Source organism: Tsukamurella ocularis (genome assembly GCF_024807615.1).
Lineage (GTDB): Bacteria > Actinomycetota > Actinomycetes > Mycobacteriales > Mycobacteriaceae > Tsukamurella > Tsukamurella ocularis.
On record NZ_JANUCJ010000005.1, the window covers coordinates 23,650 to 48,578 of the forward strand.

23 protein-coding genes are annotated in these 24,929 nt (G+C 69.9%); 9 read left to right on the top strand and 14 right to left on the bottom strand.

Annotated elements, in window-relative coordinates; all coding sequences use genetic code 11:
- The first annotated feature begins 73 nt into the window (after window positions 1-73).
- Complete coding sequence (locus HNP44_RS18930; RefSeq protein WP_259144549.1) at window positions 74-1,039, top strand: quinone oxidoreductase family protein; 966 nt, start codon at window positions 74-76, stop codon at window positions 1,037-1,039.
- Here HNP44_RS18930 and HNP44_RS18935 read toward each other — a convergent pair.
- Complete coding sequence (locus HNP44_RS18935) at window positions 1,028-2,332, bottom strand: NADH:flavin oxidoreductase/NADH oxidase family protein (protein WP_259144548.1); 1,305 nt, start codon at window positions 2,330-2,332, stop codon at window positions 1,028-1,030. The two genes, HNP44_RS18930 and HNP44_RS18935, sit on opposite strands and share 12 nt — an antisense overlap.
- 93 nt (window positions 2,333-2,425) lie before the next feature.
- On the opposite strand from HNP44_RS18935, the gene HNP44_RS18940 reads away from it, so the two are divergent.
- Window positions 2,426-3,004, top strand: coding sequence for a TetR/AcrR family transcriptional regulator (locus HNP44_RS18940; protein WP_259144547.1), 579 nt, complete (start codon window positions 2,426-2,428; stop codon window positions 3,002-3,004).
- Window positions 3,005-3,015: 11 nt separating this feature from the next.
- Here the strand turns inward: HNP44_RS18940 and HNP44_RS18945 are convergent, their stop codons facing one another.
- Both HNP44_RS18945 and HNP44_RS18950 read right to left on the bottom strand, forming a co-directional pair.
- Window positions 3,016-3,645 carry a maleylpyruvate isomerase family mycothiol-dependent enzyme gene (locus tag HNP44_RS18945; RefSeq protein WP_259144546.1) on the bottom strand — a complete coding sequence of 210 codons (630 nt, stop codon included), beginning with the start codon at window positions 3,643-3,645 and terminating at the stop codon, window positions 3,016-3,018.
- A complete protein-coding gene (locus HNP44_RS18950) occupies window positions 3,645-4,625 on the bottom strand; it encodes a heme o synthase (RefSeq protein ID WP_259144545.1) in 981 nt (326 codons plus the stop codon). Before HNP44_RS18950 ends, HNP44_RS18945 begins: the two co-directional genes overlap by 1 nt.
- Before the next feature lie 305 nt (window positions 4,626-4,930).
- Here HNP44_RS18950 and tkt point away from each other — a divergent pair, with 305 nt between their 5' ends.
- The 5 genes from tkt (at window position 4,931) to pgl (ending at window position 11,400) form a co-directional block, all read left to right on the top strand.
- Complete coding sequence (gene tkt, locus HNP44_RS18955; RefSeq protein ID WP_259144544.1) at window positions 4,931-7,030, top strand: transketolase; 2,100 nt, start codon at window positions 4,931-4,933, stop codon at window positions 7,028-7,030.
- Between the two features lie 8 nt (window positions 7,031-7,038).
- Window positions 7,039-8,145: a transaldolase gene (gene tal, locus HNP44_RS18960; protein WP_259144543.1), complete on the top strand. Its 1,107-nt coding sequence runs from the start codon at window positions 7,039-7,041 to the stop codon at window positions 8,143-8,145.
- Window positions 8,146-8,210: 65 nt separating this feature from the next.
- Window positions 8,211-9,731, top strand: a complete 1,521-nt coding sequence (gene zwf, locus HNP44_RS18965; protein WP_259144542.1) for a glucose-6-phosphate dehydrogenase — start codon at window positions 8,211-8,213, stop codon at window positions 9,729-9,731.
- Window positions 9,728-10,642, top strand: a complete 915-nt coding sequence (opcA, locus tag HNP44_RS18970) for a glucose-6-phosphate dehydrogenase assembly protein OpcA (protein ID WP_259144541.1) — start codon at window positions 9,728-9,730, stop codon at window positions 10,640-10,642. The genes zwf and opcA overlap by 4 nt, the downstream gene beginning before the upstream one ends.
- Complete coding sequence (pgl, locus tag HNP44_RS18975; RefSeq protein WP_259144540.1) at window positions 10,642-11,400, top strand: 6-phosphogluconolactonase; 759 nt, start codon at window positions 10,642-10,644, stop codon at window positions 11,398-11,400. The genes opcA and pgl overlap by 1 nt, the downstream gene beginning before the upstream one ends.
- Here pgl and HNP44_RS18980 read toward each other — a convergent pair.
- The 5 genes from HNP44_RS18980 to HNP44_RS19000 all read right to left on the bottom strand — a co-directional run bounded on the left by HNP44_RS18980 (window position 11,397) and on the right by HNP44_RS19000 (window position 15,315).
- Window positions 11,397-12,089, bottom strand: a complete 693-nt coding sequence (locus HNP44_RS18980) for a VOC family protein (protein ID WP_259144538.1) — start codon at window positions 12,087-12,089, stop codon at window positions 11,397-11,399. The genes pgl and HNP44_RS18980 overlap by 4 nt on opposite strands.
- A gap of 23 nt (window positions 12,090-12,112) precedes the next feature.
- A complete protein-coding gene (locus HNP44_RS18985; RefSeq protein ID WP_259144536.1) occupies window positions 12,113-13,054 on the bottom strand; it encodes a WXG100-like domain-containing protein in 942 nt (313 codons plus the stop codon).
- Window positions 13,051-13,359, bottom strand: coding sequence for a hypothetical protein (locus tag HNP44_RS18990; RefSeq protein WP_259256925.1), 309 nt, complete (start codon window positions 13,357-13,359; stop codon window positions 13,051-13,053). The genes HNP44_RS18985 and HNP44_RS18990 overlap by 4 nt, the downstream gene beginning before the upstream one ends.
- Window positions 13,356-13,727 (bottom strand): YbaB/EbfC family nucleoid-associated protein, encoded by a 372-nt coding sequence (locus HNP44_RS18995; protein ID WP_259144532.1) that lies wholly within the window; start codon window positions 13,725-13,727, stop codon window positions 13,356-13,358. Before HNP44_RS18995 ends, HNP44_RS18990 begins: the two co-directional genes overlap by 4 nt.
- 175 nt (window positions 13,728-13,902) lie before the next feature.
- Complete coding sequence (locus tag HNP44_RS19000) at window positions 13,903-15,315, bottom strand: lipase family protein (RefSeq protein WP_374758808.1); 1,413 nt, start codon at window positions 15,313-15,315, stop codon at window positions 13,903-13,905.
- A 32-nt stretch (window positions 15,316-15,347) separates the two neighbouring features.
- On the opposite strand from HNP44_RS19000, the gene HNP44_RS19005 reads away from it, so the two are divergent.
- A complete protein-coding gene (locus HNP44_RS19005; protein WP_259144530.1) occupies window positions 15,348-16,634 on the top strand; it encodes a hypothetical protein in 1,287 nt (428 codons plus the stop codon).
- 109 nt (window positions 16,635-16,743) lie between these two features.
- The gene (locus HNP44_RS19010) at window positions 16,744-17,892 is read left to right on the top strand and encodes an acyl-CoA dehydrogenase family protein (RefSeq protein ID WP_259144528.1); all 1,149 of its coding nucleotides are present in this window, start codon (window positions 16,744-16,746) and stop codon (window positions 17,890-17,892) included.
- A gap of 200 nt (window positions 17,893-18,092) precedes the next feature.
- Here HNP44_RS19010 and HNP44_RS19015 read toward each other — a convergent pair whose 3' ends face one another.
- The 6 genes from HNP44_RS19015 to gap form a co-directional block, all read right to left on the bottom strand.
- Window positions 18,093-18,536, bottom strand: a complete 444-nt coding sequence (locus tag HNP44_RS19015) for a limonene-1,2-epoxide hydrolase family protein (RefSeq protein ID WP_259144526.1) — start codon at window positions 18,534-18,536, stop codon at window positions 18,093-18,095.
- 55 nt (window positions 18,537-18,591) lie between these two features.
- Entirely contained in the window at window positions 18,592-21,345 is a 2,754-nt protein-coding gene (ppc, locus tag HNP44_RS19020) for a phosphoenolpyruvate carboxylase (protein WP_259144525.1), read from the bottom strand.
- 143 nt (window positions 21,346-21,488) lie between these two features.
- Window positions 21,489-21,725: a preprotein translocase subunit SecG gene (gene secG, locus HNP44_RS19025; RefSeq protein WP_068520767.1), complete on the bottom strand. Its 237-nt coding sequence runs from the start codon at window positions 21,723-21,725 to the stop codon at window positions 21,489-21,491.
- Window positions 21,726-21,814: 89 nt separating this feature from the next.
- A complete protein-coding gene (gene tpiA / locus HNP44_RS19030) occupies window positions 21,815-22,597 on the bottom strand; it encodes a triose-phosphate isomerase (protein ID WP_259144524.1) in 783 nt (260 codons plus the stop codon).
- The gene (locus HNP44_RS19035; protein ID WP_259144523.1) at window positions 22,594-23,832 is read right to left on the bottom strand and encodes a phosphoglycerate kinase; all 1,239 of its coding nucleotides are present in this window, start codon (window positions 23,830-23,832) and stop codon (window positions 22,594-22,596) included. The genes tpiA and HNP44_RS19035 overlap by 4 nt, the downstream gene beginning before the upstream one ends.
- Window positions 23,832-24,848, bottom strand: coding sequence for a type I glyceraldehyde-3-phosphate dehydrogenase (gene gap, locus HNP44_RS19040; protein WP_259144521.1), 1,017 nt, complete (start codon window positions 24,846-24,848; stop codon window positions 23,832-23,834). Before gap ends, HNP44_RS19035 begins: the two co-directional genes overlap by 1 nt.
- Window positions 24,849-24,929: the final 81 nt, after the last annotated feature.

Here is a 24,929-nt window from a genome sequence, read left to right on the forward strand (position 1 = left end):
GGTCGACGGGATGTGCGGGCCGGATTCTGCGGCCCCGTCGACCCTGCCACACCGCGTGCGGTAGAGATGAGTCATGCGCGCGATCACGGTGACAGAACACGGCGGCCCGGAAGTCCTGACCTACGGCGAGGTTCCGGACCCGGCGCCCGGACCGGGCCAGGTGCTGGTCCGCACGAGCGCCATCGGGGTCAACTTCATCGATACCTATTTCCGCGAGGGCATGTACCTCACCGCGTTGCCGTACATCCCGGGCAGCGAGGGGTCCGGCACCGTGGTCGCGGTCGGCGAGGGCGTCACGAACCGCGCGGTGGGCGACGTGGTCGCCTGGTGCGACGGGCCCGGCTCCTATGCGGAGCTCGTGACCGTGCCGGCGGAGCGCACCGTCGCGGTGCCCGACGGGGTAACACCCGAGGTCGCGGCGTCGGTCCTGCTGCAGGGCATGACGGCCCACTACCTGACCCATGACTCGCACCCGGTGCAGGCGGGCGACACCGTGCTGGTGCACGCCGGCGCGGGCGGCACCGGCCTGCTCGTGACTCAGATGGCGACCGCGCTCGGCGCCCGTGTGATCACAACGGTCTCGACCGACGAGAAAGAGCGGCTCTCGCGCGAGGCGGGCGCCTGGCAGGTGCTGCGCTACGACGAAGACGTCGCGACCCGCGTGCGGGAGCTGACGGACGGCGCGGGCGTCGCCGCCGTGTACGACGGCGTGGGCAAGGACACCTTCGAGGCCTCGCTGCTCGCGACGCGACACAAGGGCATCGTCGTGCTGTTCGGCGCGGCGTCTGGCCCCGTGCCGCCCTTCGACCTGCAGCGCCTCAACCCGCTGGGCTCGCTGTTCGTGCAGCGCCCCACCCTGGCGCACCACGTCGCGACGGGCGAGGACTTCGCCCGTCGCAGCGGCGCGGTGCTCGACGGCCTGCGCGACGGCTCGCTGCGGTTCACGGTCGGTGCGACGTACCCGCTTGCCGAGGCCGGGCGCGCCCACACGGACCTGCAGGCGCGCAGGACCACGGGCTCGGTGGTGCTACTCCCCTGACATCGCTGCCGCGGTGAGCGCGGCACCGTCGGCCGGGCGCGCCGCGAGCCAGCGGCGGTATCGGCCGAGGGCCCGTCGCACGACGGCGAGGTCACGGACCAGCGCGAGCACCGGCAGCACGCCGGGGCGCGGTTCCTTCCCGGCCGCCATGCGCCGCAGCTGGTGGCGGACCTGCGCCATCGAAGCCATGGACGCGAGAGGCTTGTTCTTCCACGTCACGGGCCGCAGGGCGCCGACGGTGCCGTCGCCCGCGCGCCAGCGGGCGGGCAGGTCCGGCGCCACGGACAGCGCGGTCCCAATGCCCACAACCGCGACGTTCTCCGCGAGGACGGCCTCGGCGGTCGCTCGGCGAGTGATGCCGCCGGTGAGCATGAGCGGGATCTCGCTAGTAACCGCGAGGTCTGCGGCGAAGTCGAGGAAGTAGGCCTCGCGCGCGACGCTGCGGGCGTCGCCGGGGCGGCCGTCGGCCGCGGGACCGGTCGCGCGGCCGGTCATTGCGGGGCTCTCGTAGCTGCCGCCCGAGACCTCCACGAGGTCGACGCCGAGCGGCGCGAGCATGGCGATCACAGCCTGGGCATCGGTGGCGTCGAAGCCGCCGCGCTGGAAGTCGGCGGAGTTGAGCTTCACGGCGACGGCGAAGCCGGGGGCGACCTCGTCCCGGATCGCGCGGACGATGTCGAGCAGGAGGCGGGCGCGGTTCTCGAGCGGGCCGCCCCATTGGTCGGTGCGGGTGTTGACCAGCGGCGAGAGGAACTGGGAGAGCAGGTAACCGTGCGCGGCGTGCACCTCGACCCCGTCGAATCCGGCTTCCTCCGCCCGACGGGCGGTCGTGGCGAAGCGGGCGACGGTGGCGCGGATCTGCGCCTCGCTCATGGCCGTCGGCGTGGCGAATCGGCTCGACAGGGCGCTGCCGAGGTCGACGGATTTCGCGGACGGCCCCCAGACGACGCCGGGCATGTCCTTCTGGATCTGCCGGCCCGGGTGGCTGATCTGCATCCAGATGCTCGCCCCGTTCTCCTTGGCGGCCGTGGCCCAGGCCCGGAACGGCGCGAGCGGCGAGCGTGCATCGAGGACGATCGCGCCCGGCCCGGTGAGCGCCTCGGCGTGGACCATGACGTTGCCGGTGATGAGCAGGCCGGTGCCGCCGGCGCCCCAGCGGCGATACAGCTCGACGGTGCGCCTATCGGGCGCCTGGTCCGCGCCCGCGAGGCCCTCCTCCATGGCGGCCTTGGCGATGCGGTTGGGCAGGACGGCACCGGAGCGGAGAGTAAGCGCGGAGAACAGGTCGGACATGGGGCGCCTTTCAAGACGGTGTAAGCATCGCGTGAGCACCGCTTACATTAGCGGCATATGTAAGCGGTGTCAACACTGAGGTAGATTGTCACCATGAGCACCACCTACCACCACGGCGACTTGCCCGGCGCGCTCGTGGGCGCCGCGGTCGAGATCCTCGATGAGGAGGGCGGCGCCACCGACCTGTCGCTGCGAGCCGTCGCCCGGCGCGCAGGGGTGTCGACCGCCGCGCCCTACCGGCATTTCCCCGATCGGGGCGCCCTGATCTCGGCAGTCGCCGCCGTCGGCTACCGCGAGCTGGCGGCGGCCCTGACCGCCGCGTCCCCGGCACCGTCCGGCCCGGACGACCTGGCCGACATCGCGATCGCCTACGTGGACTTCGCCCTGCGGCGCACCGGCCTCTTCCGCGCCATGTTCGCCGAGCCCTGCGGCACAGACCCGGACCGCGTCGAGGCGGTGGACATGATCAAGACGTACCTGACCGGCCTGATCGGGCAGACCCTGCAGGGCGCCGCATCGGATTCCGAGGACACCGCGACGGCGGTCTGGGCCCTGGTGCACGGCCTGGCGTTCCTGCATCTCGACGGCAAGCTCGACGCCTCGTCGCCGCAGGAGGTGCACCGGCGCGTCCGCGCGACGGTGACCGCGGCGCTGGGGATCGCGCAGGCCTGACCTCCGGCGGCTCAGCGGGAGGCGAACTCCGCCAGGCCTGGGCCGGTCAGCTCGGCGAGGTACTCGTCCCGCCCGGTGAGCGCCATGACCAGCGCAACGGTGGGTCCGGCGACCTCCGGTCCGTCGCCGACGGCGAAGGCGCCGTCGGTGGCGCGCAGCCGCAGGTCGCGGGCCCGGGTCGCCGACGGCAGCATGAGGTCGGATCCGGCGTAGAACGCGGCGACGCGTTCGACCACGCCCCCCGGGTACGCGCGGACGATGCCGAGCGGGCGCCGGATGTCCTCGCCGTGCACCACGATCTCGCCGAGCATGGCGGCGACGGGGATCGGAGCCTTCGTCCGGCTCGTGCCCACGCCGCGGAACAGGCGCAGCGTGTCCGCGGGAGCGTCGCCCAGTCGTTTGGCCAGCCGCTGCGCGACGTTGGCGTCGAAGTCGAAGCGATTGCGCAGAACGCCCGCGAACCAGACGGCGGGATTATCGGACGCCCCGGCGGTCAGATGGGCCAGGACGTCGCGCACCGTCAGCCCCGCACAGAGCGACGGGGTGCTCCATTGCTCGTCCGCGAGGGCGCCGAGGTCCTCTGCCAGTGCGGCGCGCTCGGCGAAGATCAGCGGCCAGAGGTCGCGGTCGGAGGCGGCCATCAGTGACCGAGCAACTGCCAGACGGTGCTGTAGTTGAGGATCGAGTCCACCGAAAGCGCGCAGAACAGCACGGCGAGGTAGTTGTTCGACTGCAGGAAGACCTTGAGCGGCTTGATCTCCTGCCCCGCCTTGGTCTGCGAGTACAGCTTGTGCACCGCGTAGAGGAACCAGGCGCCGCACAGCGCCGCGGCGATCGCGTAGACCAGGCCCGCGGCCGGGATCAGCACGAGCGTGGTGATGACGGTGGCCCACGTGTACCAGACCATCTGTCGCGCGACGGTGGTCTCCGGCGCGACGACGGGCAGCATCGGGACGCCGGCCGCCTTGTAATCCTCCTTGTAGCGCATCGCGAGCGCCCAGGTGTGGGGCGGCGTCCAGAAGAAGATCACCAGGAAGAGCACGATCGCCGGCCACTCGATGGTGCCGGTGGCGGCCGCCCAGCCCACGAGGGTGGGCATGCAGCCCGCGGCCCCGCCCCAGACCACGTTCTGGGAGGTCCGCCGCTTGAGCAGCATCGTGTACACGAACAGGTAGAACGCGATCGTGACCAGTACGAGCACCGCGGACAGCAGGTTCGCCATCTGCCACAGCCACACGAACGAGGCCGCGGCCAGGACCAGGCCGAAGATCAGCGCGTGCCGCACGGGCACCGCGTGCCGCGCGAGCGGGCGCCGCTCGGTGCGCTTCATCTTCTGATCGATGTCGGCGTCCGCGACCATGTTGAGCGTGTTCGCCGATGCGGCGCCGAGCCAGCCGCCGAACAGCGTCGACAGGATGAGCGGCAGGTTCACGTGGCCACGATCTGCCAGCAACATCACGGGGATGGTGGCGACGAGCAGCAGCTCGATCACCTTCGGCTTGGTCAGCGCGATGTACGCGAGCACCGTCTGTCCGGCGCGGCCGGCGAAGGACGCGGGGATCGGCGCGGCCGCCGAGCGAGCGTCTGGGGTGTTCGTCCCGTGCCCGCCCTTGAAAACCATCTGTGCCGCACTCTCTTCTGCCGTGTCCGGACGAGACCGGACGTGACGTTCTTCCGCGGCCGGGGCTGACCGACCGCGGGCGGTGTGGCAGCTGCCCCACCGCGGGCCCGCGACCGGCGCCGACCCCATCTACTACGAGCCATGGTAGTCCTCCGACTCCCCGGCGCCGAATCGGGATCGCCGCCGCGAACCGTGGCGGCGGCCACCCGTCGCCTACCCGGTAGTTTCCGCAGACCGTGCATCGCCGCCGAGTAGGGTTCACACTTGAGCACGCACGCCCCCACGACCAGGAGAGTCCGCCAGCCGTGACCAGCACCGCCGAGATCCACACCCTCACCACTCCGCATCACCCCGCCGACTGGACCGATCTCGACACGCGCGCGGTGGATACCGCCCGGGTGCTGGCGGCCGACGCGGTGCAGAAGGTCGGCAACGGCCATCCCGGCACCGCGATGAGCCTCGCTCCGCTGGCCTACACGCTGTTCCAGAAGCTCATGGTGCACGACCCGTCGGACACCCACTGGATCGGCCGCGACCGGTTCGTGCTCTCCTGCGGCCATTCCAGCCTCACGCTCTACACGCAGCTGTATCTGGGCGGCTTCGGCCTGGAGCTGGGCGACCTCGAGGCGCTGCGCACCGAGGGCTCGCTGACCCCCGGCCACCCGGAGTACCGGCACACCCAGGGCGTCGAGATCACCACCGGCCCGCTGGGCCAGGGCCTCGCGTCCGCAGTGGGCATGGCGATGGCCTCGCGCTACGAGCGCGGCCTGTTCGACCCGGAGGCCGCACCCGGCCAGAGCCCGTTCGACCACTTCATCTACGTCATCGCCTCCGACGGCGACATCGAGGAGGGCGTCACCTCCGAGGCGTCCTCGCTCGCGGGCACCCAGCAACTGGGCAACCTCGTCCTCTTCTACGACGACAACAAGATCTCCATCGAGCACAACACCGACATCGCGCTGTCCGAGGACGTGGCGAAGCGGTACGAGGCCTACGGCTGGCACGTGCAGTACGTAGAGGGCGGCGAGAACGTCACGGCGATCGAGGAGGCCACTGCGGCCGCCAAGGCCGTCACCGACAAGCCGTCGATCATCATCGTGCGCACGATCATCGGCTTCCCCGCTCCGAACAAGATGAACACCGGCGGCGTGCACGGCTCCGCGCTCGGCGCCGACGAGGTGGCCGCGGTCAAGGAGATCCTGGGCTTCGACCCGGCGAAGAGCTTCGACGTCGCCCCCGAGGTCATCGCGCACTCGCGCGAGCTGATCAAGCGCGGCCAGGCCGAGCACGAGGCGTGGAACGTGCGCTTCGACGCGTGGGCCGCCGCCAACCCGGAGCGCAAGGCGCTGCTCGATCGGCTCGAGGCCGGCACCCTGCCCGCGGGCTGGGACGCCGAGCTGCCCACCTGGACGGTCGAGGACAAGGGCATTGCGACCCGCGCCGCGTCGGGCGCCTTCCTCGCGGCGGCCGGACAGACCCTGCCCGAGCTGTGGGGCGGCTCCGCCGACCTCGCCGGCTCGAACAACACCACGATCAAGGGCGCCGACTCCTTCGGCCCCACGTCGATCTCCACCGAGGACTGGAACGCGCAGCCCTACGGCCGCACGCTGCACTTCGGCATCCGCGAGCACGCGATGGGCTCGATCCTCAACGGCATCGTGCTGCACGGGAAGACGCGCCCCTACGCGGGCACCTTCCTGCAGTTCGCGGACTACATGCGCCCTGCGGTTCGGCTCGCGGCCCTCATGGACATCGACCCGATCTACGTGTGGACGCACGACTCGGTCGGCCTCGGCGAGGACGGCCCCACGCACCAGCCGGTCGAGCACCTCGCCGCGCTGCGCGCCATCCCGGGCCTGAACGTGGTCCGCCCGGCCGACGCGAACGAGACCGTCGCGGCGTGGAAGGCCACCCTCGAGCGCACGGGCGGCAACGGCCCCACCGGACTGATCCTCACCCGGCAGGGCGTGCCGATCCTGCCCGGCACGTCCGCCGAGGGCGTCGCGCGCGGCGGTTACGTCCTCAAGGACGCCGACGGTGCCACCCCCGACGTGATCATCATCGGCACCGGCTCCGAGGTGCAGCTGGCCCTGCAAGCAGCCGACCTGCTCGCTGCGAAGGACATCAAGGCGCGCGTCGTCTCCATGCCCTCGGTCGAGTGGTTCCACGCCCAGGACCAGGCATACCAGGACAGCGTGCTGCCGCCGTCGGTGAAGGCGCGCGTCGCCGTCGAGGCCGGCATCGCCCAGTCCTGGTGGCGCATCGTCGGCGGCTTCGGCGAGGTCGTCTCGCTCGAGCACTTCGGCGAGTCCGCCTCCGACAAGGTCCTGTTCGCTAAGTACGGATTCACCGGCGAGAACGTGGCCCAGAAGGCCGAGCAGTCCCTCGCCAATCTGAAGGGATAGCGCACACCATGGCTCAGAACCCGAATCTCGCCGCCCTGTACGAGGCCGGCGTCTCCGTCTGGCTCGACGACCTCTCGCGCGGCCTCATCCAGTCCGGCAAGCTTGCGGAGCTCCCGGAGACGGACTCCGTCACCGGCGTCACCACGAACCCGGCGATCTTCCAGGCAGCACTGTCCAAGGGCACCGAGTACGCGGCGCAGGTCGCCGAGCTCGCCGCCCGCGGCGCCGGAGTTGACGAGACGATCCGCACCGTCACCACCGACGACGTCCGCGCGGCGTGCGACGTGCTGGCCCCCGTCTTCGAGCGGACCGGCGGCGTCGACGGCCGCGTCTCGATCGAGGTCGACCCGCGCCTCGCGCACGACACCGAGGGCACCGTCGCCCAGGCGATCGAGCTGCACAAGATCGTCGACCGGCCGAACGTCCTCATCAAGATCCCCGCGACCCTCGCCGGGCTGCCCGCGATCACCCGCGTGATCGCCGAGGGCATCTCGGTGAACGTGACGCTGATCTTCTCGGTGGAGCGCCACCGCCAGGTCATGGACGCCTACCTCGACGGCATCGAGGCGGCGGCCGCCGCCGGCCGGAACGTGGCCGACATCTACTCGGTCGCCTCGTTCTTCGTCTCCCGCGTGGACACCGAGATCGACAAGCGGCTCGAAGCGATCGGCACCGACGCGGCGCTCGCACTGCGTGGCAAGGCCGGCCTCGCCAACGCGCGCCTGGCCTACGCCGCCTACGAGGAGATCTTCGGCGCGGCCCGGTTCGCCGCGATCGAGGGCGCGAACGTGCAGCGCCCCCTCTGGGCGTCGACCGGCGTGAAGAACCCGGCGTACAAGGACACCCTGTACGTCGCGGAGCTGATCGCCCCGAACACCGTCAACACCATGCCCGGCGCCACGATGGCGGCGTTCGCCGACCACGGCACGGTCACCGACGGCACGATCATCGGTCGCGCGGAGGAGTCGGCGCAGGTCTTCGCCGACCTGCAGGGCGCGGGCGTCGACCTGTCGGCCGTCTTCGAGCTCCTCGAGACCGAGGGCGTGGAGAAGTTCGAGCAGGCCTGGCAGCAGCTGCTCGACGCGACCGCCGAGCAGCTCAAGACCGGGGCCTAATACCCGGTGACCTGGACGAAGCGCGCCGCCGCGACCACGGAACGACACCAGACGGATGGGACCCGATGATGCTCGGCAATCCCCTTCGGGACCCGAAGGACCGTCGGCTACCGAGGATCGCGGGGCCCTCGTCCTTGGTGATCTTCGGTGTCACCGGCGACCTGTCGCGGCGCAAGCTGATGCCCGCCGTGTACGACCTCGCTAACCGCGGCCTCCTCCCGCCCGGCTTCTCGCTGGTGGGCTTCGGCCGCCGCCCGTGGACCGACGAGGACTTCGCTGCGACGGTCCGGGAGGCCGCGAAGGCGCACTCGCGCACCGAGTTCCGCGACGATGTCTGGGAGCGTCTGGCCGAGGGCATCCGGTTCGTCCAGGGCGCCTTCGATGACGACGACTCCTTCGACCGGCTCTCCACGGCGCTGGCCGACCTGGACGCCGAGCGGGGCACCGGCGGCAACACCGCGTTCTACCTCTCCATCCCGCCGGACGCCTTCCCCACGGTGTGCGAGCAGCTCAAGCGCTCGGGCCTGGCGGACCAGTCCGAGGGCTGGCGGCGCGTGGTGATCGAGAAGCCCTTCGGGCACGACCTCGAGTCCGCGCAGAGGCTCAACGCCGTCGTCAACGACGTCTTCGCCGAGCAGTCGGTCTTCCGGATCGATCACTACCTCGGCAAGGAGACGGTGCAGAACATCCTGGCGCTGCGCTTCGCGAACCAGCTGTTCGAACCGACGTGGAACAGCCACTACGTGGACAGCGTCCAGATCACCATGGCCGAGGACATCGGCCTGGGGGGCCGCGCGGGCTACTACGACGGCATCGGCGCTGCCCGCGACGTGATCCAGAACCACCTGCTGCAGCTCATGGCCCTCATCGCGATGGAGGAACCCACCAGCTTCCATCCGGCGGAGCTGCAGGCCGAGAAGATCAAGGTGCTCTCGGCCACCTCCCCCGTCGAACCCCTCGCAGAGACCTCCGCGCGCGGCCAGTACGGGCCGGGCTGGCAGGGTAGTGAGAAGGTCGTGGGTCTCCTCGAGGAGGAGGGCTTCAGCGAGACCTCCACCACGGAGACCTACGCCGCGATCACCGTCGAGATCGCCTCCCGGCGGTGGGCGGGCGTGCCCTTCTACCTCCGCACCGGCAAGCGACTGGGGCGCCGCGTCACGGAGATCGCGCTGATGTTCAAGCGCGCGCCGCACCTGCCCTTCGACGACACCATGACCGAGGAGCTGGGCCAGAACGCGCTCGTCATCCGCGTGCAGCCCGACGAGGGCGTGACCCTCCGGTTCGGTTCCAAGGTGCCGGGCAGCTCCATGGAGGTCCGCGACGTCAACATGGACTTCAGCTACGGCGAGGCCTTCACGGTGAGCTCCCCCGAGGCCTACGAACGGCTGATCCTCGACGTGCTGCTGGGCGAGCCGTCGTTGTTCCCGGTGAACGCCGAGGTCGAGCTGTCGTGGAAGATCCTCGACCCGGTACTCGCACTGTGGGCCGAGGGCGGCAGGCCCGAGGAGTACGAGTCCGGGACGTGGGGCCCGGAATCGGCCGAGAAGATGCTGGACCGGACCGGAAGGACGTGGCGGCGCCCATGATTCTCGATCTGCCGGACACCTCCACCCAGGACGTCTCGAAGCAGCTCGTCCGCCTGCGCGAGTCGGGCGGCGCGGTCACCCTCGGCCGCGTGCTCACGCTCATCATCTCCGCCGAGGAGGGCGAGCCCACCGAGAGCGCCATCGAGGCCACCAACGCCGCGTCGCGCGAGCACCCGTGCCGCGTGATCGTCGTGGCCCGCGGCCCCCGCGCGGAGCGGACCCGCCTCGACGCGCAGATCCGCGTCGGCGGCGACGCCGGCGCGTCGGAGGTCGTGGTGCTGCGCCTGTTCGGCGAGCTCGCCGACCACGGCGCCTCGGTGATCGTGCCCTTCCTACTCCCGGACACGCCGGTCGTCGCCTGGTGGCCCGGCGCCGCGCCCGCGGTGCCCTCGGCCGACAAGGTGGGCGCGCTCGCGACCCGCCGCATCACCGATGCCACCGCGTCCGACGATTCCGTCGCCGTGCTCGCGCGGCGCCGCGACGGCTTCGCGCCGGGCGATTCGGACCTGGCCTGGTCGCGGATCACCCCGTGGCGTGCGCTCCTCGCATCGGCGCTGGACCAGCCGCCGTTCGAGCCGATCACGTCTGCGGTGGTGACGGGACCGTCGAACAGCCCCGGCATCGACCTGCTCGCGGGATGGTTGCGGGCACAGCTCGGCGTGCCCGTGCGGCGCCGCGCCGGCAGCTTCGAGGTGCAGCTCGACCGCGCGAGCGGCCCGCTGCGCCTGGAGTTCGACCAGAACTCGACGGCCGTCCTTGTGCGTCCGGGCCAGCCCGACGGTCGCGTCGCGATCCGCCGGCGGGACGTGGCCGACTGCCTCGCGGAGGAGCTGCGCCGCCTCGATGACGACGACATCTACTACACGGCGTTGGGCGGCGTGTCCGACGTGGACCGATCGGAGATGCCCTGATGACCGAGCCCACCGTCCGCACGTTCGACGATGCTGACGCCCTCGTCGCGGCGGCCGCGGACGACCTCGTCGCCGTGATCGAGCAGGCGCAGGCCGAACGGGGCTTCGCCTCCATCGTCCTGACCGGCGGCACCAACGGCAACGCCCTCTCAGCGGCGCTGCGGGACAAGGTAATCGACTGGTCGCGCGTCGACGTCTTTTTCGGCGACGAGCGCTTCGTCGCGGGCGACGATCCCGACCGGAACGTGCTGCAGGCCGAGGACGCACTGCTCGCGCACGTGCCGATTCCGGACGCGAACGTCTACCGCTTCCCCGCCTCGGACGAGTTCAGCGGCGACGGCGAGCTGGCCGCCCGCGTCTACGCGAAGCGCCTGGCGGACAACGCCGCCGCCCGCGGCAACGCCGTCACGGCGGGCGCGGGCACCGCGCCGCGGTTCGACGTGCACCTGCTCGGCATGGGCGGCGAGGGCCACATCAACTCGCTCTTCCCTGACACCGACGCCGTCCGCGAGACGAAGGCCGTCGTGGTGTCGGTCGGCGACTCCCCCAAGCCGCCGCCGCGGCGCCTCACACTGACCCTGCCGGCGGTCGCCGCCGCACGCCACGTGTGGCTCCTCGTTTCCGGCGCCGAGAAGGCCGAGGCCGTGGCCGCCGGGGTCGGCGGGGCGTCGCCCGAGGACTGGCCCTGCGCCGGCGCGCACGGCTCCGAGGAGACCGTCTGGTACCTCGACGGTGCCGCCGCGTCACGACTCGGCTAGGACTGCTCGATCACGATCGTCGGGACGCCCAGCGCGGGGTCCTTGACCGTTGCGACCCGCGTGCCCGGCTTCGCGCCGCGCCGCACGTCGCCCACGGTGATGCCCTGCTCGGTCAGACGGGCGCGGGTCGCATCCGCGTCGACGGTGCGCCACGCCACGCCCCACACGGCGTCCGGGCCGGCGAGATTCACATCCTCGCCCTCCTGCAGCACTACCTCGACGAGCAGGTCACCGCGGCGGAAGAACAGCTGGTGCACGCCCCACGACTGGACCCGGTCGAGGCGCAGGTCGAAGTCGAGCCGGCCGCACAGGGTGGCGATGATCCGGTCGCGGTTCGGCGATGTGAGCACGACGTGATCCACGCCGGTGATCTCCGCGCCGGGCACGGCGCCGGGTACCGTCGGACCGGCATATCCGAGGACGAGTCCGTCGGCCGCACCGGCGAATCCGGTGCTGACGTCCGTCAGGGTGAGCCCGCGGCGTTCGGCGAGCTTCGCGGCCAGGGCAGCGTCGTCCGCCGCGACGAGGAGGCCTGAGGCGCCCGCCCACGACGGTGCGCCGATGGCGATCTCAATCCCCTCCGCGGTGTAGCGCTCCGCGGCTTCGGCGCCGAGGAGCCGCGCATGGGCGGCCCGCGCCTCGGCCGGGACGTCGAGGATGACCAGGTCACGTGCAGCTGTGGAAGTCACCCCGCCATCCTGCCGCATGTGATTCACGCGGGCTGCGTGCCGGTCCAGGTAGTCCAACCGTCACCCACGGCCTTGATCCCGCTGGCGCCAGCCGACGCTGCGGCCTCACCGACGGAGGAGATCGGTCTGTTGCCCGCGAGGTGGAACGCTGTCCGGATGACGACTCCGTCATCAACTGCGCGCGTCGTCGCCGCGGCGACGTTCTCGATGCCGGTGCCGGCGCGCTTCAGCGCCCGCGCGGCCGTGCCGAGGGCGGAGACCTTGTCGGCGAGAGCCTCCAGCTGCGTGGTGAGTTTGCGAAGCACCCCGGCGAATTTCTGTGCGAGGGTGGCACCGCGCAGAAGGATCGTGTTCGTCGCTGCCACCACGGAAGCGCCGCCGGTGGGAATCGACGTCGCCGTGGCGGCCGCGTAACTCGCCGCTGCCCACGCCGCAAGGGACGCGAGCTCGTCTCTGATGAAGTTGCGGACCTCGACGACGAGAGCTCCCGCGATACTCAAGCCGGTCGCGGCGGCTCGCGCCGCGGTACCGAGCGCCTCACTGTGCTCGGCAAGGGCCGTCGTGGCCGTGCGGTAGGCGTCGGCGTCGACGCCCGACCACCCGGATGACGTCGCGGACGACGCGGTCCGTACGTCGTCGGCGACCCCGGCGAGCGGGGTCGCGACCTTCTCCGTCCACACTTCGCTCAGGTCCTCGATCTTGTCCGGATCTCCGGACACGGCGTCCAAGGAGGACTTCAGCGCCGGGATCGCCTCGATGACCCAGCCCACGCCTGAGGCGAAGAAGGTTCCGATCGGATCCTGCACCGCGCTGCTCACTTCGGAGCCGATGCTCACGACCGCGGCGAGCAGCCCCATCGCGCTCTGATCCTCGACAACGGCCTCCGCGGCGTCGACCACGGCTTCGGCGAGCGGAATCCCGGCGACGGCGTCGCCGACGGTGCCGATCACACCGTCGCCGCTCATCGTCGCCCGGTTTCCGTCAGCGCGGTCGCGCCGCCCCGATCCGTCTCCTGGTTCACCATGATGTTTCGCCGGAACTCGGCACGGTGCGTCTCGAGTTCGCCGCCATGCGTGGAGACCGATTCCGTGAGGTCGTCGAGAGCGTTGTTCACCCGGGTGGCCAGCCATCCGAAGAGGGCGCCGTAGTCACCGTCGCCCACCCGGTTCGACGCCGACGTCGTCCCGGCGGCACTGACGGTCGTCGCGATCGTGGTCAGAGCATTCTCATGAGCGACAGCGGTGGCCGGCGTGATCACACAATCCGTCACCGCTCGGCCTCCCCCGTGTACTGATCCCAGAAGTCGAGCTCCGGATAGAACTCGGTGGCGATCGAGTGGACCTCCCTGGCCGCTGCCTTCTCGGCCAGGGAGGCCGCCGTCATGATCTCCGCGCTCAGAGCCTCCCCCGAGTACTCCATCGCGCGTCCCGCGATCACCACCCCCGCGAGCCGTCCCCCCATCCCGACGGTGACCCGCACGTCCCCCCGTGCGGCCGTCCCGCTGCCCGAAACTCGGGCCAATCGCTCACGGACCTCGTGCGCCTGCTCGAACGTCTTCTCCGCGTGAGCGACGTCCGTCCAGACCTGCGGTGTCGTCTCCAACTCGTTCCCCCGATCTCGTTGGTTTTTCCTCCGCATCAATTAGACGCACCGGCTCCATGATCGGTTCCGACTTTCTGTTCCCGCAGGTAGGAGACTCTCCATAGCCAACGAAAGCCCCCGAAGCCGAACAATTGTCATCGCAACGACACCGCGCGCGGACAAGCAGATGCGATCGTTGCCACCCTCGTCCAGCACGATTGCTCGAATGCGGCTATCGGGACAGACGGTCGTGCAGCCAGCTGATGGTCTGCATCCCGAACAGGTCGGTCCCCCACCCGTAGAGGTCTGTGATCATCTTGCTCATGCTGCAGTCCGTGGGGCGGTAGGAGACGTCCGTTCCGCCTCGACGCCACGTTGTGGTGAGCTTGCGCGCGTCCTCGGCGGGAACCAGGGACATGAAGGAGTCGTCCTTGGCGCACGACGTGATCAGGACGGGTGCGGCAGGCGTGGGGCCGCTCGCTGTCAACAGGTCGTTGTCGTCGAACGCGCGCTGGAAGGTCGGCTGCAGATCCGGGGTCTGACCGTTGCGGAACAGAGCTCCGAGCGGCACGAAGGGCATGGCGAAGTACACCGACTGGCATTGGGTACGGAAGATGTCGGCGATCGCCTTACCCACGGGATTGAGCTGCTCGTCGACTTTCATCTCGGGGTACTCCGGCTCGAGACCGAGGAGTGTCGCGAACGCGAAACCCGCTCCGAGGGAACCTGTCGAGGTCTTCATGAACGTGCGCTGGTCCACCACCATGCCCTCGAGCACCGTCGCCTTGACCCGGAGGTCAGGGGCGTACTGCTTCGCCGCCGTAGCGGCGGTCGCAGCACCGACACCGCCGCCCGCAATCCCGAACAGGCCGACCGGCGCGTCCTTCGACAGGCCCGCCTCCGTGAGCTTCTGCGCCGCTCTGACACCGTCGAGGAGCGCGTGGCCTGCGAACTTGCTGGCGAAGACGCCATGCGGCGTTCGGTCGGCATCGTTGCCGACGTCGCTGATCGCGACTGCATCGCCATTGCCGAGCATCAGAGCGAGCGGTCCGAGCGCCGACCACGAGGCGCCGTCGATCGGATTCTTGCCTGTCCACTGCGTGCTGGGGTGGCAGCCCCAGCCGACGGAGTCGTTCGCCTCTTGATAGCCGATGATCGACTTCTCCCGGTTCGGGTTCCCTGTCTGCGGAATCATCACGATGCCGGTCGAGATCCGCCGTGAGGTGCCGTCGATCCCTGTGGTGACGTACATGGTGCGCCAGGCGTCGAGGCGCCCCGGCTTCACTCCCGTGAACATCACGTCGACCTTCATCGCCTTGAGAAGCGTGCCGGGCCGATCGGAATCCTTCAGCGCGGGCTCCATGTAGAAGGGATCGTCCTCAGTGAGCGCTGTGAAGATCTCCTCCGGCGATCCCGGTCGTGCCGACGTCAATGCACCCGCGACGTAGCCGTTGAACACCTTCTCGAGGCTCGGTGTCGAGGGCTCGACGGGCGGAGCGGTGGGCGTGGCCGGCTCGGCGAAGGCCGCCGGCGCCATCGTCGTGGCTGTCACGCACAGCGCAACGACCGCGACCACGAATCGCGGGAGACGCGACGGGGCCTGCCCGAGCTTAGGCGATTTTTGCGATCCAATACCCAACGTCATTTCGGTGAGTGTACAGATGCAATGATGCGTCCATGGCATCACTCATCATGCGCAATACTCGCGCCATCGCGCCCCCCGCTCGACGGCTACGTGGAGTGCTCGCGGCGAGCGCCGTAGCGCTGGCCGGCGCACTCGCCATCCCGTCCGTGCCCGCCGTGAGCGCGGCACCGTCGTATCTGGATATGACGATGACGAACCGCGACGCCTCGACTGCTCCCGGCGGACTGAACCCCGCCCTGCCCACGACCCTGGCACCCCTCACACGCGCGCTCGGCGACGCACGGCGCGCGGGAACTCCGGCGAAGCGCTACGCCACACTGCTGCAGCAGTACTGGCTCGTGCGGTCGACCGAGCGTGCCGGCATCGACCTCGCCGCCTGGAATCCCCGCGCAGGAGTCGGCGCGAACTACGACAACCTCAACAAGTCCTACGCGCTGTACGAGCAGCTCCAGTTACAACACCGCGAACTGCGGTGGGCGGGCCAGGGCGGACAGGTGGGCGCCGACTTCGGAGGAGGCCTCCTGGACTTCGAGATGGCGGGTGCGGCGTTCAGCCTCCCCGGGCTCCAAGGCGCCGTCAACGAGATCGACAAGGTGCTCACTGACAGGCTCGGGCCGCAGGCGATCTCGCTCCTACCCACGGGGATGGCCGCATTGCTGCGCGCCGCGCGAACGATCACCCCGCAGGATCTGAACTGGAGTATCGGGATGATCCTGGTCATGCAGAAGAACATCTACTCCGACCTGATGCCCATGCACATCGCCTACTCCGAGAAGGGCATTGCGGCACTGGAGGAGATGCACCGAGCGGGCCTGTTCGATGACGCGATCATGGCGGCGTGGCGCGACGTGGCCTCGGGCGACGAAGCGCGTATCACGGCGGGCAACGCGGCCCTGCTGCGTCGCGAGCAGCGGGACAACATCGGCGCGCAATGGGACCAGGTTCGACGGTACAAAGGCGACGTGGGTGAGGCCATCACCTACCTGTCGACCGTGGCGGGATCGCCGTCCGTCGCCGGCGTGATCCCGCTACGCGAGTACCGCCCGGTGCGGTACACCGTGATCGCGCAGAACGGGAAGCGGGCCGTGGTCACTCTGCCACTGCCGAGTTGGAACTGGTCCGTCTTCTCCGAGCGCTGGGACTACATCACCGAGCAACTGGTCCCGAAGTACCAATGGACGTTCAGGAACGACTGGGCGTCACTCGAGCGGACCTTCCGCACCCCGTACGAGGTGCAGATGCAGTCCCACCGGCCGATCGCATCGCTGCCGCAGATGCTTACTTCTCTGGTGAACGGCCTGAAAGTGGACTACCCGTAGGCGTCGTCGGCCTGCAGGTCAGCATCAAATCCTGCACCCGTGCTTGTTTTCGTCGATCCGGTTCTGATTAAGTGGTGCGGCAACCCTCCGCAGAAAGGTGGTCACCCCAATGGCCGCACGCCGCCGCTCGAGCTGGATGAACGACGAGCTCGACGCCCTCCGCGACCTCGCGGACAAGTTCCTGTCCAAGGAACTCACCCCCAACATCGAGAAGTTCGCCGAGCAGCACCACGTCGATCGCGACCTGTGGAACAAGGCCGGCGAGCTCGGCCTGCTGTGCCTATCCATCCCCGAGGAGTACGGGGGCGGTGGCGGCGACTTCCGGCACGAGGCGGTGCTCATCGCCGCGCAGGCGCAGGCCGTCGACACCAGCTGGGGCGTCTCGCTGCACAACGGCATCGTCGCGCACTACATCCTCGCGTACGGCACCGAGGAGCAGAAGCGGACCTGGCTGCCGAAGATGGCCTCAGGCGAGGCCGTGGGCGCCATCGCGATGACCGAGCCGGGCACCGGCTCGGACCTGCAGAGCGTGAAGACCCGTGCCATCAAGACCGGCGACGAGTACGTGATCAACGGCAGCAAGACGTTCATCACCAACGGCCAGCAGGCCGATATCGTGGTCCTAGTCTGCAAGACCAACCCCGACGAGGGCGCCGCCGGCATCTCGCTGATCCTGGTCGAGGCCGACCGCGAGGGCTTCCGCAAGGGCAACATCCTCAACAAGATCGGCCAGAAGGGACAGGACACGTCCGAGCTCTTCTTCGACGACGTCCACGTGCCCGTCGCGAACCTGCTCGGCACCGAAGAGGGCCAGGGCTTCTACCAGCTCATGCAGCAGCTGCCCCAGGAGCGCCTCATCATCGGCCAGGCGTGCGTCGCCGGCATGGAGGTCATCTTCGAGGAGACCCTCCGCTACACCAAGGAGCGGGAGGCGTTCGGCCGGCCCGTCTTCGGCTTCCAGAACACCAAGTTCAAGCTCGCCGAGGTGCACACCGAGACCACGATCGCCCGCATCTTCGTGGACGACTGCATCGAGAAGCACATCAAGGGCGAGCTCGACATCCCGACGGTCGCCATGGCCAAGTGGTGGACCTCGGACCGCGCCCAGCACGCGGCCAGCGAAATGATGCAGCTCTTCGGCGGCTATGGCTACATGGCCGAGTACCCCGCTGCGCGGTTCTTCGTCGACAACCGGGTGAACATGATCTACGCGGGCACGAACGAGATCATGAAGGAGATCATCGCGCGCACGCTCTGAGCACACGAGATCCCCGGCGCCCGGGTGTCATCCGTTCGGATGACACCCGGGCGCAGCCGTCGGTCGGGGACCGACGCATCCGGTCGTCTGTCGCCCCGCGCTACGAGTCGGGCTCCCCTTACCTGCTCGGCGTCGGGCTCGGGGGCAACCACAAGGCCGACATCCGCGGTGAGATCCGCACACGAGCGAGAACTGACGTCTCAGCGCTGGAGCGGCGACAGCTTCCGCTGCGCGGCCGGGATCACCAGCGCGAGCACACCGCGCACGACACCCTTGGCGATATCAAGGTTGTCGAAGTAGTCGCGCCACAGCACGATCCGGCCGTCGTGGACGTCGAACCGTCCACACACCCAGAACCGCACGCGCAGCGAGCCCACCCGAAGCTCATCGATGCGCTCAGTGAGGACGACGGCACCGTCGGACGAGATGGAGGTGACCTCCACGCCGAAGCCGAGGGCCGGCTGCGCGAGCAACCGGATCACCCGGCCCGCGCGGTTGCGCCCGCGCAGGGTCGCGAGGCCCACGTTCGTGTAAACCACGTCCTCGTCGAAGGCGGCGACCGCCTCCTCCGCCCGACCGTCCTGCATATCGGCGAGGAAGGTCAGTACCGTCGCCCGTTCGTCCTGCACCACTACGTCAGTCATGCGGCCGACAGTACCGCCGCGCGGCGCCCCCGTCCTCCGCCCTGGGGCGGAGACGCTAGCCCGAGTTGCGCAGCGCCGTCGCGAGGCCGTTCATGGTCAGCAGGATGCCGCGCTGGACCAGCGGATCCTCGTCGCCCGCACGGTACCGACGCAACAACTCCACCTGCAGGTGATTGAGCGGCTCGAGGTAGGGGAACCGGTTGAAGACGGAGCGTTTGAGGGCGTGGTTGTCGGCGAGCAGGTCGTCGGTCTCGGCGATCGCGAAGTACATCTCGATGGTGCGGCGGTGCTCGTCGGCGATCTTGCCGAAGACGCGCTCGCGCAGCGCCGGGTCCGGCACGAGATCCGCGTAGCGGGCCGCCAGGCCCAGGTCGGACTTGGCGAGGACCTGCGCCATGTTGGAGAGCACCGACCGGAAGAAGGGCCACCGCCGGTACAGGTCCCGCAGCCGGTCCAGGCGGGCCGGGTCTCCCCCGATCCACGTCTCGAACGCCGTTCCCGTGCCGTAGAAGCCCGGCAGCATGACCCGCGACAGCGACCACGCCATCACCCACGGGATGGCGCGCAGGTCGGAGATCTTCGACGTCTGCTTCCGCGAGCTGGGCCGCGAGCCGATGTTCAGCGAGCCGATCTCCCCCACGGGCGTCGCGGTCGTGAAGTACTCGACGAAGCCCTCGGTGCGGTGCACGAGGTCGCCGTAGGCGTCGCGCGCGAGGGCGGCGAGCTCATCGAGCACCGCGTACGCGTCCTCCGCGTCGTCGCCGAGGCCCTCGACGTCCAGCAGCGAGGACTCCAGCGTCGCCGCCACCAGGGACTCCAGGTTCCGCACGGCCAGTGCGGGTTCGGCGTACTTGGCGGCGATGATCTCGCCCTGCTCGGTGAGCCGCAGCGAGCCGCGGACAGCGCCCGGGGGCTGCGCGAGGATCGCGTCGTAGCTCGGCCCGCCGCCGCGCCCGACGGTGCCACCGCGGCCGTGGAAGAGCCGCAGCGTGATCCCGGCGTCCCGCGCCATCGCAACGAGGTCCAGCTCGGCGCGGTACAGCGCCCAGTTGGCCGCGAGGTAGCCGCCGTCCTTGTTGGAATCGCTGTAGCCCAGCATGATCTCCTGCAGCCCGCCCTTGCCGTCGACCAGCGAGCGATAGGCCGGCACGGCGAACGCGGCGCGCATCGTCGCCGCGCCTTGTTGCAGATCCTCGATCGTCTCGAAGAGCGGGACGATGTTGACCGGGCAGTCGGCGCCGCCGTCGGTGTCGGGGCGCAGTAGCCCCGCCTCCTTGAGCAGCACCGCGGCCTCGAGCAGGTCGGAGACAGAGGTGCACATCGAGATGATGTAGTTCGGGATCGCCTTGGCGCCGAGGGATTCCACGGCGCGCGCCGCGGCCCGGAGCACGCCGAGCTCCTTCGCCGTCTGGTCGGAGAACTCCGCGCCCGGTCCCACGAGCGGCCGCCGCAGGCGGAGTTCGGCGGTGAGCAGGCGCACCCGGTCCTCCTCGTCAAGGGCCGCGTAGTCGGCGTGCACGCCGGCCCACGCGAAGAGCTCCGCGACGGTCTCCTCGTGCACGTCGGAGTTCTGCCGCATGTCGAGGCCTGAGAGGTGGAAGCCGAAGGTGTTCACGGCCTCCCGCAGCGACTGCAGGCGGTCGTCGGCAATGAGGCCGTCGCCGCCGGCCCGCAGGGAGGCGTCCACGACACTCAGGTCAGCGAGCAGCTCCGACGGTCCGCCGTAGGGCTCGGCCCCGATGTCGGTGCGCGCGTCCAGCTGCTCGTCGAGCAGCCCGTCCGCCGTGGCGGTGAGGCGGCCGCGGATGCCGTGCAGCGCGCGTCGGTAGGGCTCGTCGGCGCGGCGCGGAGAATCGTCCCAAGCGGCAAGGGCCAGCAGCTCGTCGGCGACGGTCGTGAGGCGGGAGCTGAGCGCGAGCTCCTGCTCCAGTTGCAGCAGCTCGCGCAGGTAGTGCCCGATGGCGGTGGCGGCGGCCCGCCGCGAGGCCATGGTGACCACCTCGTCGGTGACGTACGGGTTGCCGTCGCGGTCGCCGCCGATCCACGATCCGGGGCGCACGATGGGCTCGGACAACAGGTTCGTCCCGGGGTACAGCTCGCGCAGTCGGATCCGGGCCTCTCGGTTGATCGCGGGCATCACCTGCAGGAAGGCGGAATCGAAGTACCGCAGGCCGTTCTCGATCTCGTCCTGGATGCGCAGCCGCTCGAGCCGCACCAGCGCGGTGTCCCACAGGGTGAGGATCTGGCGCCGGAGCGCGACCTGGGTCTGCTCCTCCTCGCGCGCATCCAGCTGGGTCCGGTCGCGGTAGCGCATGAGCTCGGTGATCCGGTGCTGGGTGTCGAAGACGGTGCGCCGCCGGGTCTCGGTCGGGTGGGCGGTGATCACGGGCACGACGAGCGCGTGCCGGAGCGCCGCGGCGACGTCGGCACCGTCAAGGCCCGCGTCCTCCAGGAGGCCATAGGTATGCGCGAGGGACGAGGCCTGCGGCGGCTCTCCCGCGCGGACGTGGATGGCGCGCCGGCGCTCGCGGTGCAGGTCCTCGGCGAGGTTGGCGAGCAGCGCGAAGTGCGAGAAGGCGCGGATGACCGGGATCGCCTCGCCGGTCGGGACGTCGGAGAACAGCGCGGCGAGCTGCTCGCGGTCCAGTTCGGAGCGGCGCACGGCGAAGGACTCCTGCCGGGCGCGTTCGACGAGGTCGAAGATCTGCGGCCCGGCCTGCTCGCGGATGGTGTCGCCGAGGATCCCGCCCAGCAGCCGGATGTCGTCACGGAGGGGTTCGGTGGCGGCGCGCGCCGGCTCACTGGTCATGCTGGGCAGTATTCCTACCGCCTGCTCAGATTTCGAGGCCAGCGCTCATATGGGCGCCCTGCCCGGCGGCACCCCCGCCAACGACGAAGGCGCCCCGAACCCTGCGGGTTCGAGGCGCCTCGCCGAAGTCTTCGGGGCGACGTCTAGGACGTCAGCTTGATGCTCAGCGTGACGCCGACGATGCACACCGTCCAGATGATGCCGACGAAGATCGTCACCCGGTCGAGGTTCTTCTCCACCACCGAGGAGCCCGAGAGTGACGACTGCACACCGCCGCCGAACAGCGACGACAGGCCGCCACCCTTACCGCGGTGGAGCAGGACGAGCACCACCAGCAGCAGGCTCAGCACGAGGATGGCGATCTTCAGCACCAGCTGCAATGTTTCCACGAGGATCCAGTGTACCTTCCGGTCGACGTCGGTCGTTCAGGGCGTGGCGGGCGTGGCGGCCAACAGCGGCCCGCTCCGGATCAGAGCGGCCCGCCCGCGGCGATGGCGCTGAGCGCGGCGAACTCGTCGGGCTTGAGCGAGGCGCCGCCCACGAGGCCGCCGTCCACGTCGGGCTGCGCGACGAGCTCGCCCACGTTCTTGCTGGACACCGAGCCGCCGTAGAGCACGCGGATCCCCGCGGCCACCTCGGCGCCGCCGAGCTCGGCGATGGTGGCCCGCACCGCGGCGCACACCTCCTGCGCGTCCTGCGGGGTCGCGACCTTGCCGGTGCCGATCGCCCAGACGGGCTCGTACGCGATGACCGTCTTGGACAGCTCCTCGGCGGTCAGCCCGGCGAGCGAACCCTTGAGCTGCTCGACGTTGTACTCGACCTGGGTGCCCTGCTCGCGGATGTCGAGGCCCTCGCCGATGCAGACGATCGGGGTCAGGCCGTGCCGCAGCGCCGCCGTGGTCTTGGCGAGCACGATCTCGTTCGTCTCGCCGTGGATGGTGCGGCGTTCGCTGTGCCCGACCACCACGTAGGTGCACCCGAGCTTGGCGAGGAAGGCGCCGGAGATGTCGCCCGTGTAGGCGCCGGAGTCGTGCGGCGAGAGGTCCTGCGCGCCGTAGGTGATCTTCAGGTCGTCGCCGTCGACGGCCGTCTGCACCGAGCGCAGGTCGGTGAACGGCGGGATCACCGTCACGTCGACGTGCGCGAAGTACTTGTCCGGCAACGCGAAGGCCAGCTTCTGCACCACCGCGATCGCTTCGAGGTGGTTGAGGTTCATCTTCCAGTTGCCGGCGATGAGCGGCTTACGGCTCATGCGTCACCCCTTTCGAGGACCTTCAGCCCCGGGAGCTCCTTGCCCTCGAGGTACTCCAGCGAGGCGCCGCCACCGGTGGAGATGTGGCTGAAGCCGTCCTCGTCGAGGCCCAGCGTGCGCACGGCCGCGGCCGAGTCACCGCCGCCCACCACGGTGAAGGCGCCGTTGCTCGTGGCCTTGATGACCGACTCGGCGACAGCCTTCGTGCCGGCCGCGAAGGCCGGGAACTCGAAGACGCCCATGGGGCCGTTCCAGAACACCGTCTTGGCCTGGGTGAGCACGGCGCCGAAGCGCTGGGCGGACTCGGGGCCGATGTCGAGGCCCATCCAGCCGTCCTCGATGGCGTCGGCGGCCACCGTCTTCGACGCGGCGTCGGCGGCGAAGGCGTCGGCGACCACGACGTCGACCGGCAGGTGCAGCACGTCGCCGAACTCCTCCAGCAGCTGCTTGCAGGTCTCGATCTGGTCCTCCTGCAGCAGCGAGGTGCCCACGGAGTAGCCCTGCGCGGCGAGGAAGGTGAAGGCCATGCCGCCGCCGATCACCAGGGTGTCGACCTTGGGGGCCAGCGCGCGGATCACGCCCAGCTTGTCGGAGACCTTGGAGCCGCCGAGCACCACGGCGTAGGGCCGCGACGGGTTCTCGGTCAGCTGCGCCAGCACCGTGACCTCGGCGTCGACGAGGCCGCCGGCGTAGGCCGGGAGCAGCTTCGCGACGTCGAAGACGGAGGCCTGCTTGCGGTGCACGACGCCGAAGCCGTCGGAGACGAAGGCGCCCTCGCCTGCGTGCGAGGAGACGTCGACGAGCTCGGCGAGGTCGCGGGCGAGCGCCTCGCGCTCGGCGTCGTCCTTGCTGGTCTCGCGCGGGTCGAAGCGCACGTTCTCGAGGAGGAGGACATCACCGTCGGTGAGGCCCTCGGCGCGCGCGAGCGCGTCCTGGCCCACCACGTCGCCCGCGAGCTGGACGTTGCGGCCCAGCCGCTCCCCCAGCTCCTTCGCGACGGGCGCGAGCGAGAACTTCGGGTCGGGTGCGCCCTTCGGGCGGCCGAGGTGCGCGGTGACGATCACCTTGGCCCCGGCCTCGGCGAGCGCCTTGAGCGTGGGCACCGAGGCGATGATGCGACCGGCGTCGGTGATCACGCCGGCATCGTCGAGCGGCACGTTGAGGTCGCTGCGGACGAGCACGGTGCGTCCCTCGACGCCCTCGGACAGCAGGTCGGAAAGAGTGGAAACGGTCATCAGAGCGATTTACCTACCAGATCAGTCACGTCGACGAGGCGATTGCTGTAGCCCCATTCGTTGTCATACCAGGACACGACCTTAGCCTGATCGTCGATCACCTTGGTCAAACCCGCGTCGAAGAGTGAGCTGTGCGGGTCGGTGACGATGTCCGACGAGACGATCGGGGCGTCGTAGTACTTGAGGATGCCCCTGAGCTTCCCCTCGGCCGCGGCCTTCATCGCGGCGTTGATCTCCTCGACGCTCGCCTTGTTCGCGAGTTGCACGGTGAGGTCGGTGACCGAGCCCGTGGGGATCGGCACCCGCAGCGCGTAGCCGTCGAGCTTGCCCTCCAGCTCGGGCAGCACAAGCCCGATCGCCTTTGCCGCTCCCGTCGAGGTGGGCACCACGTTGATCGCGGCGGCGCGGGCGCGGCGCGGGTCTTTGTGCGGGCCGTCCTGCAGGTTCTGGTCCTGCGTGTACGCGTGGACCGTGGTCATCAGACCTTTGACGATGCCGAACTCGTCGTTGACCACCTTCGCCAGCGGGCCGAGGCAGTTCGTCGTGCACGAGGCGTTGGAGATGACGTGCTGGCTGCCGTCGTACTTGTCGTCGTTGACGCCCATCACCACGGTGAGGTCGGCGCCGGCCGCGGGCGCCGAGACGATCACTTTCTTGGCTCCGGAGTCCAGGTGACCCTGCGCCTTGTCGCGGGCGGTGAAGATGCCCGTCGACTCGATCACCACGTCGACGCCGAGGTCGCCCCAGGGCAGCGCCGACGGCCCCTCGCGGACCTCGAGCGCCTTGATCACCTGATCGCCCACACGGATCGTGTCGCCGTCGGCAACGACGTCCGCGTCGAGACGGCCGAGGATGGAGTCGAACTTGAGAAGATGGGCGAGCATGGCGTTGTCGGTCAGGTCGTTGACCGCCACGATCTCCACGTCCGTGGTCCCCAGGGCCTTCTGGGCGGCGACCGCCCGGAAGAAGTTGCGGCCGATCCGACCGAATCCGTTGACACCTACGCGAACCGTCACTGTAGTGCTCCTTCGGGTCAGGAATACCTGCCCGTCAACGGTAGCCCCGGAACACCCCCGCCGCTCGGCGTTACCGAGACG

Bases quoted from the DNA above. Each gene is read 5' to 3' on its own strand.
- HNP44_RS18930 (WP_259144549.1), top strand. From the start codon at position 74: ATGCGCGCGATCACGGTGACAGAACACGGCGGCCCGGAAGTCCTGACC.
- HNP44_RS18935 (WP_259144548.1), bottom strand. From the start codon at position 2,332: ATGTCCGACCTGTTCTCCGCGCTTACTCTCCGCTCCGGTGCCGTCCTG.
- HNP44_RS18940 (WP_259144547.1), top strand. From the start codon at position 2,426: ATGAGCACCACCTACCACCACGGCGACTTGCCCGGCGCGCTCGTGGGC.
- HNP44_RS18945 (WP_259144546.1), bottom strand. From the start codon at position 3,645: ATGGCCGCCTCCGACCGCGACCTCTGGCCGCTGATCTTCGCCGAGCGC.
- HNP44_RS18950 (WP_259144545.1), bottom strand. From the start codon at position 4,625: ATGGTTTTCAAGGGCGGGCACGGGACGAACACCCCAGACGCTCGCTCG.
- tal (WP_259144543.1), top strand. From the start codon at position 7,039: ATGGCTCAGAACCCGAATCTCGCCGCCCTGTACGAGGCCGGCGTCTCC.
- zwf (WP_259144542.1), top strand. From the start codon at position 8,211: ATGATGCTCGGCAATCCCCTTCGGGACCCGAAGGACCGTCGGCTACCG.
- opcA (WP_259144541.1), top strand. From the start codon at position 9,728: ATGATTCTCGATCTGCCGGACACCTCCACCCAGGACGTCTCGAAGCAG.
- pgl (WP_259144540.1), top strand. From the start codon at position 10,642: ATGACCGAGCCCACCGTCCGCACGTTCGACGATGCTGACGCCCTCGTC.
- HNP44_RS18985 (WP_259144536.1), bottom strand. From the start codon at position 13,054: ATGAGCGGCGACGGTGTGATCGGCACCGTCGGCGACGCCGTCGCCGGG.
- HNP44_RS18995 (WP_259144532.1), bottom strand. From the start codon at position 13,727: ATGCGGAGGAAAAACCAACGAGATCGGGGGAACGAGTTGGAGACGACA.
- HNP44_RS19000 (WP_374758808.1), bottom strand. From the start codon at position 15,315: ATGACGTTGGGTATTGGATCGCAAAAATCGCCTAAGCTCGGGCAGGCC.
- HNP44_RS19005 (WP_259144530.1), top strand. From the start codon at position 15,348: ATGGCATCACTCATCATGCGCAATACTCGCGCCATCGCGCCCCCCGCT.
- HNP44_RS19010 (WP_259144528.1), top strand. From the start codon at position 16,744: ATGGCCGCACGCCGCCGCTCGAGCTGGATGAACGACGAGCTCGACGCC.
- HNP44_RS19015 (WP_259144526.1), bottom strand. From the start codon at position 18,536: ATGACTGACGTAGTGGTGCAGGACGAACGGGCGACGGTACTGACCTTC.
- ppc (WP_259144525.1), bottom strand. From the start codon at position 21,345: ATGACCAGTGAGCCGGCGCGCGCCGCCACCGAACCCCTCCGTGACGAC.
- tpiA (WP_259144524.1), bottom strand. From the start codon at position 22,597: ATGAGCCGTAAGCCGCTCATCGCCGGCAACTGGAAGATGAACCTCAAC.
- HNP44_RS19035 (WP_259144523.1), bottom strand. From the start codon at position 23,832: ATGACCGTTTCCACTCTTTCCGACCTGCTGTCCGAGGGCGTCGAGGGA.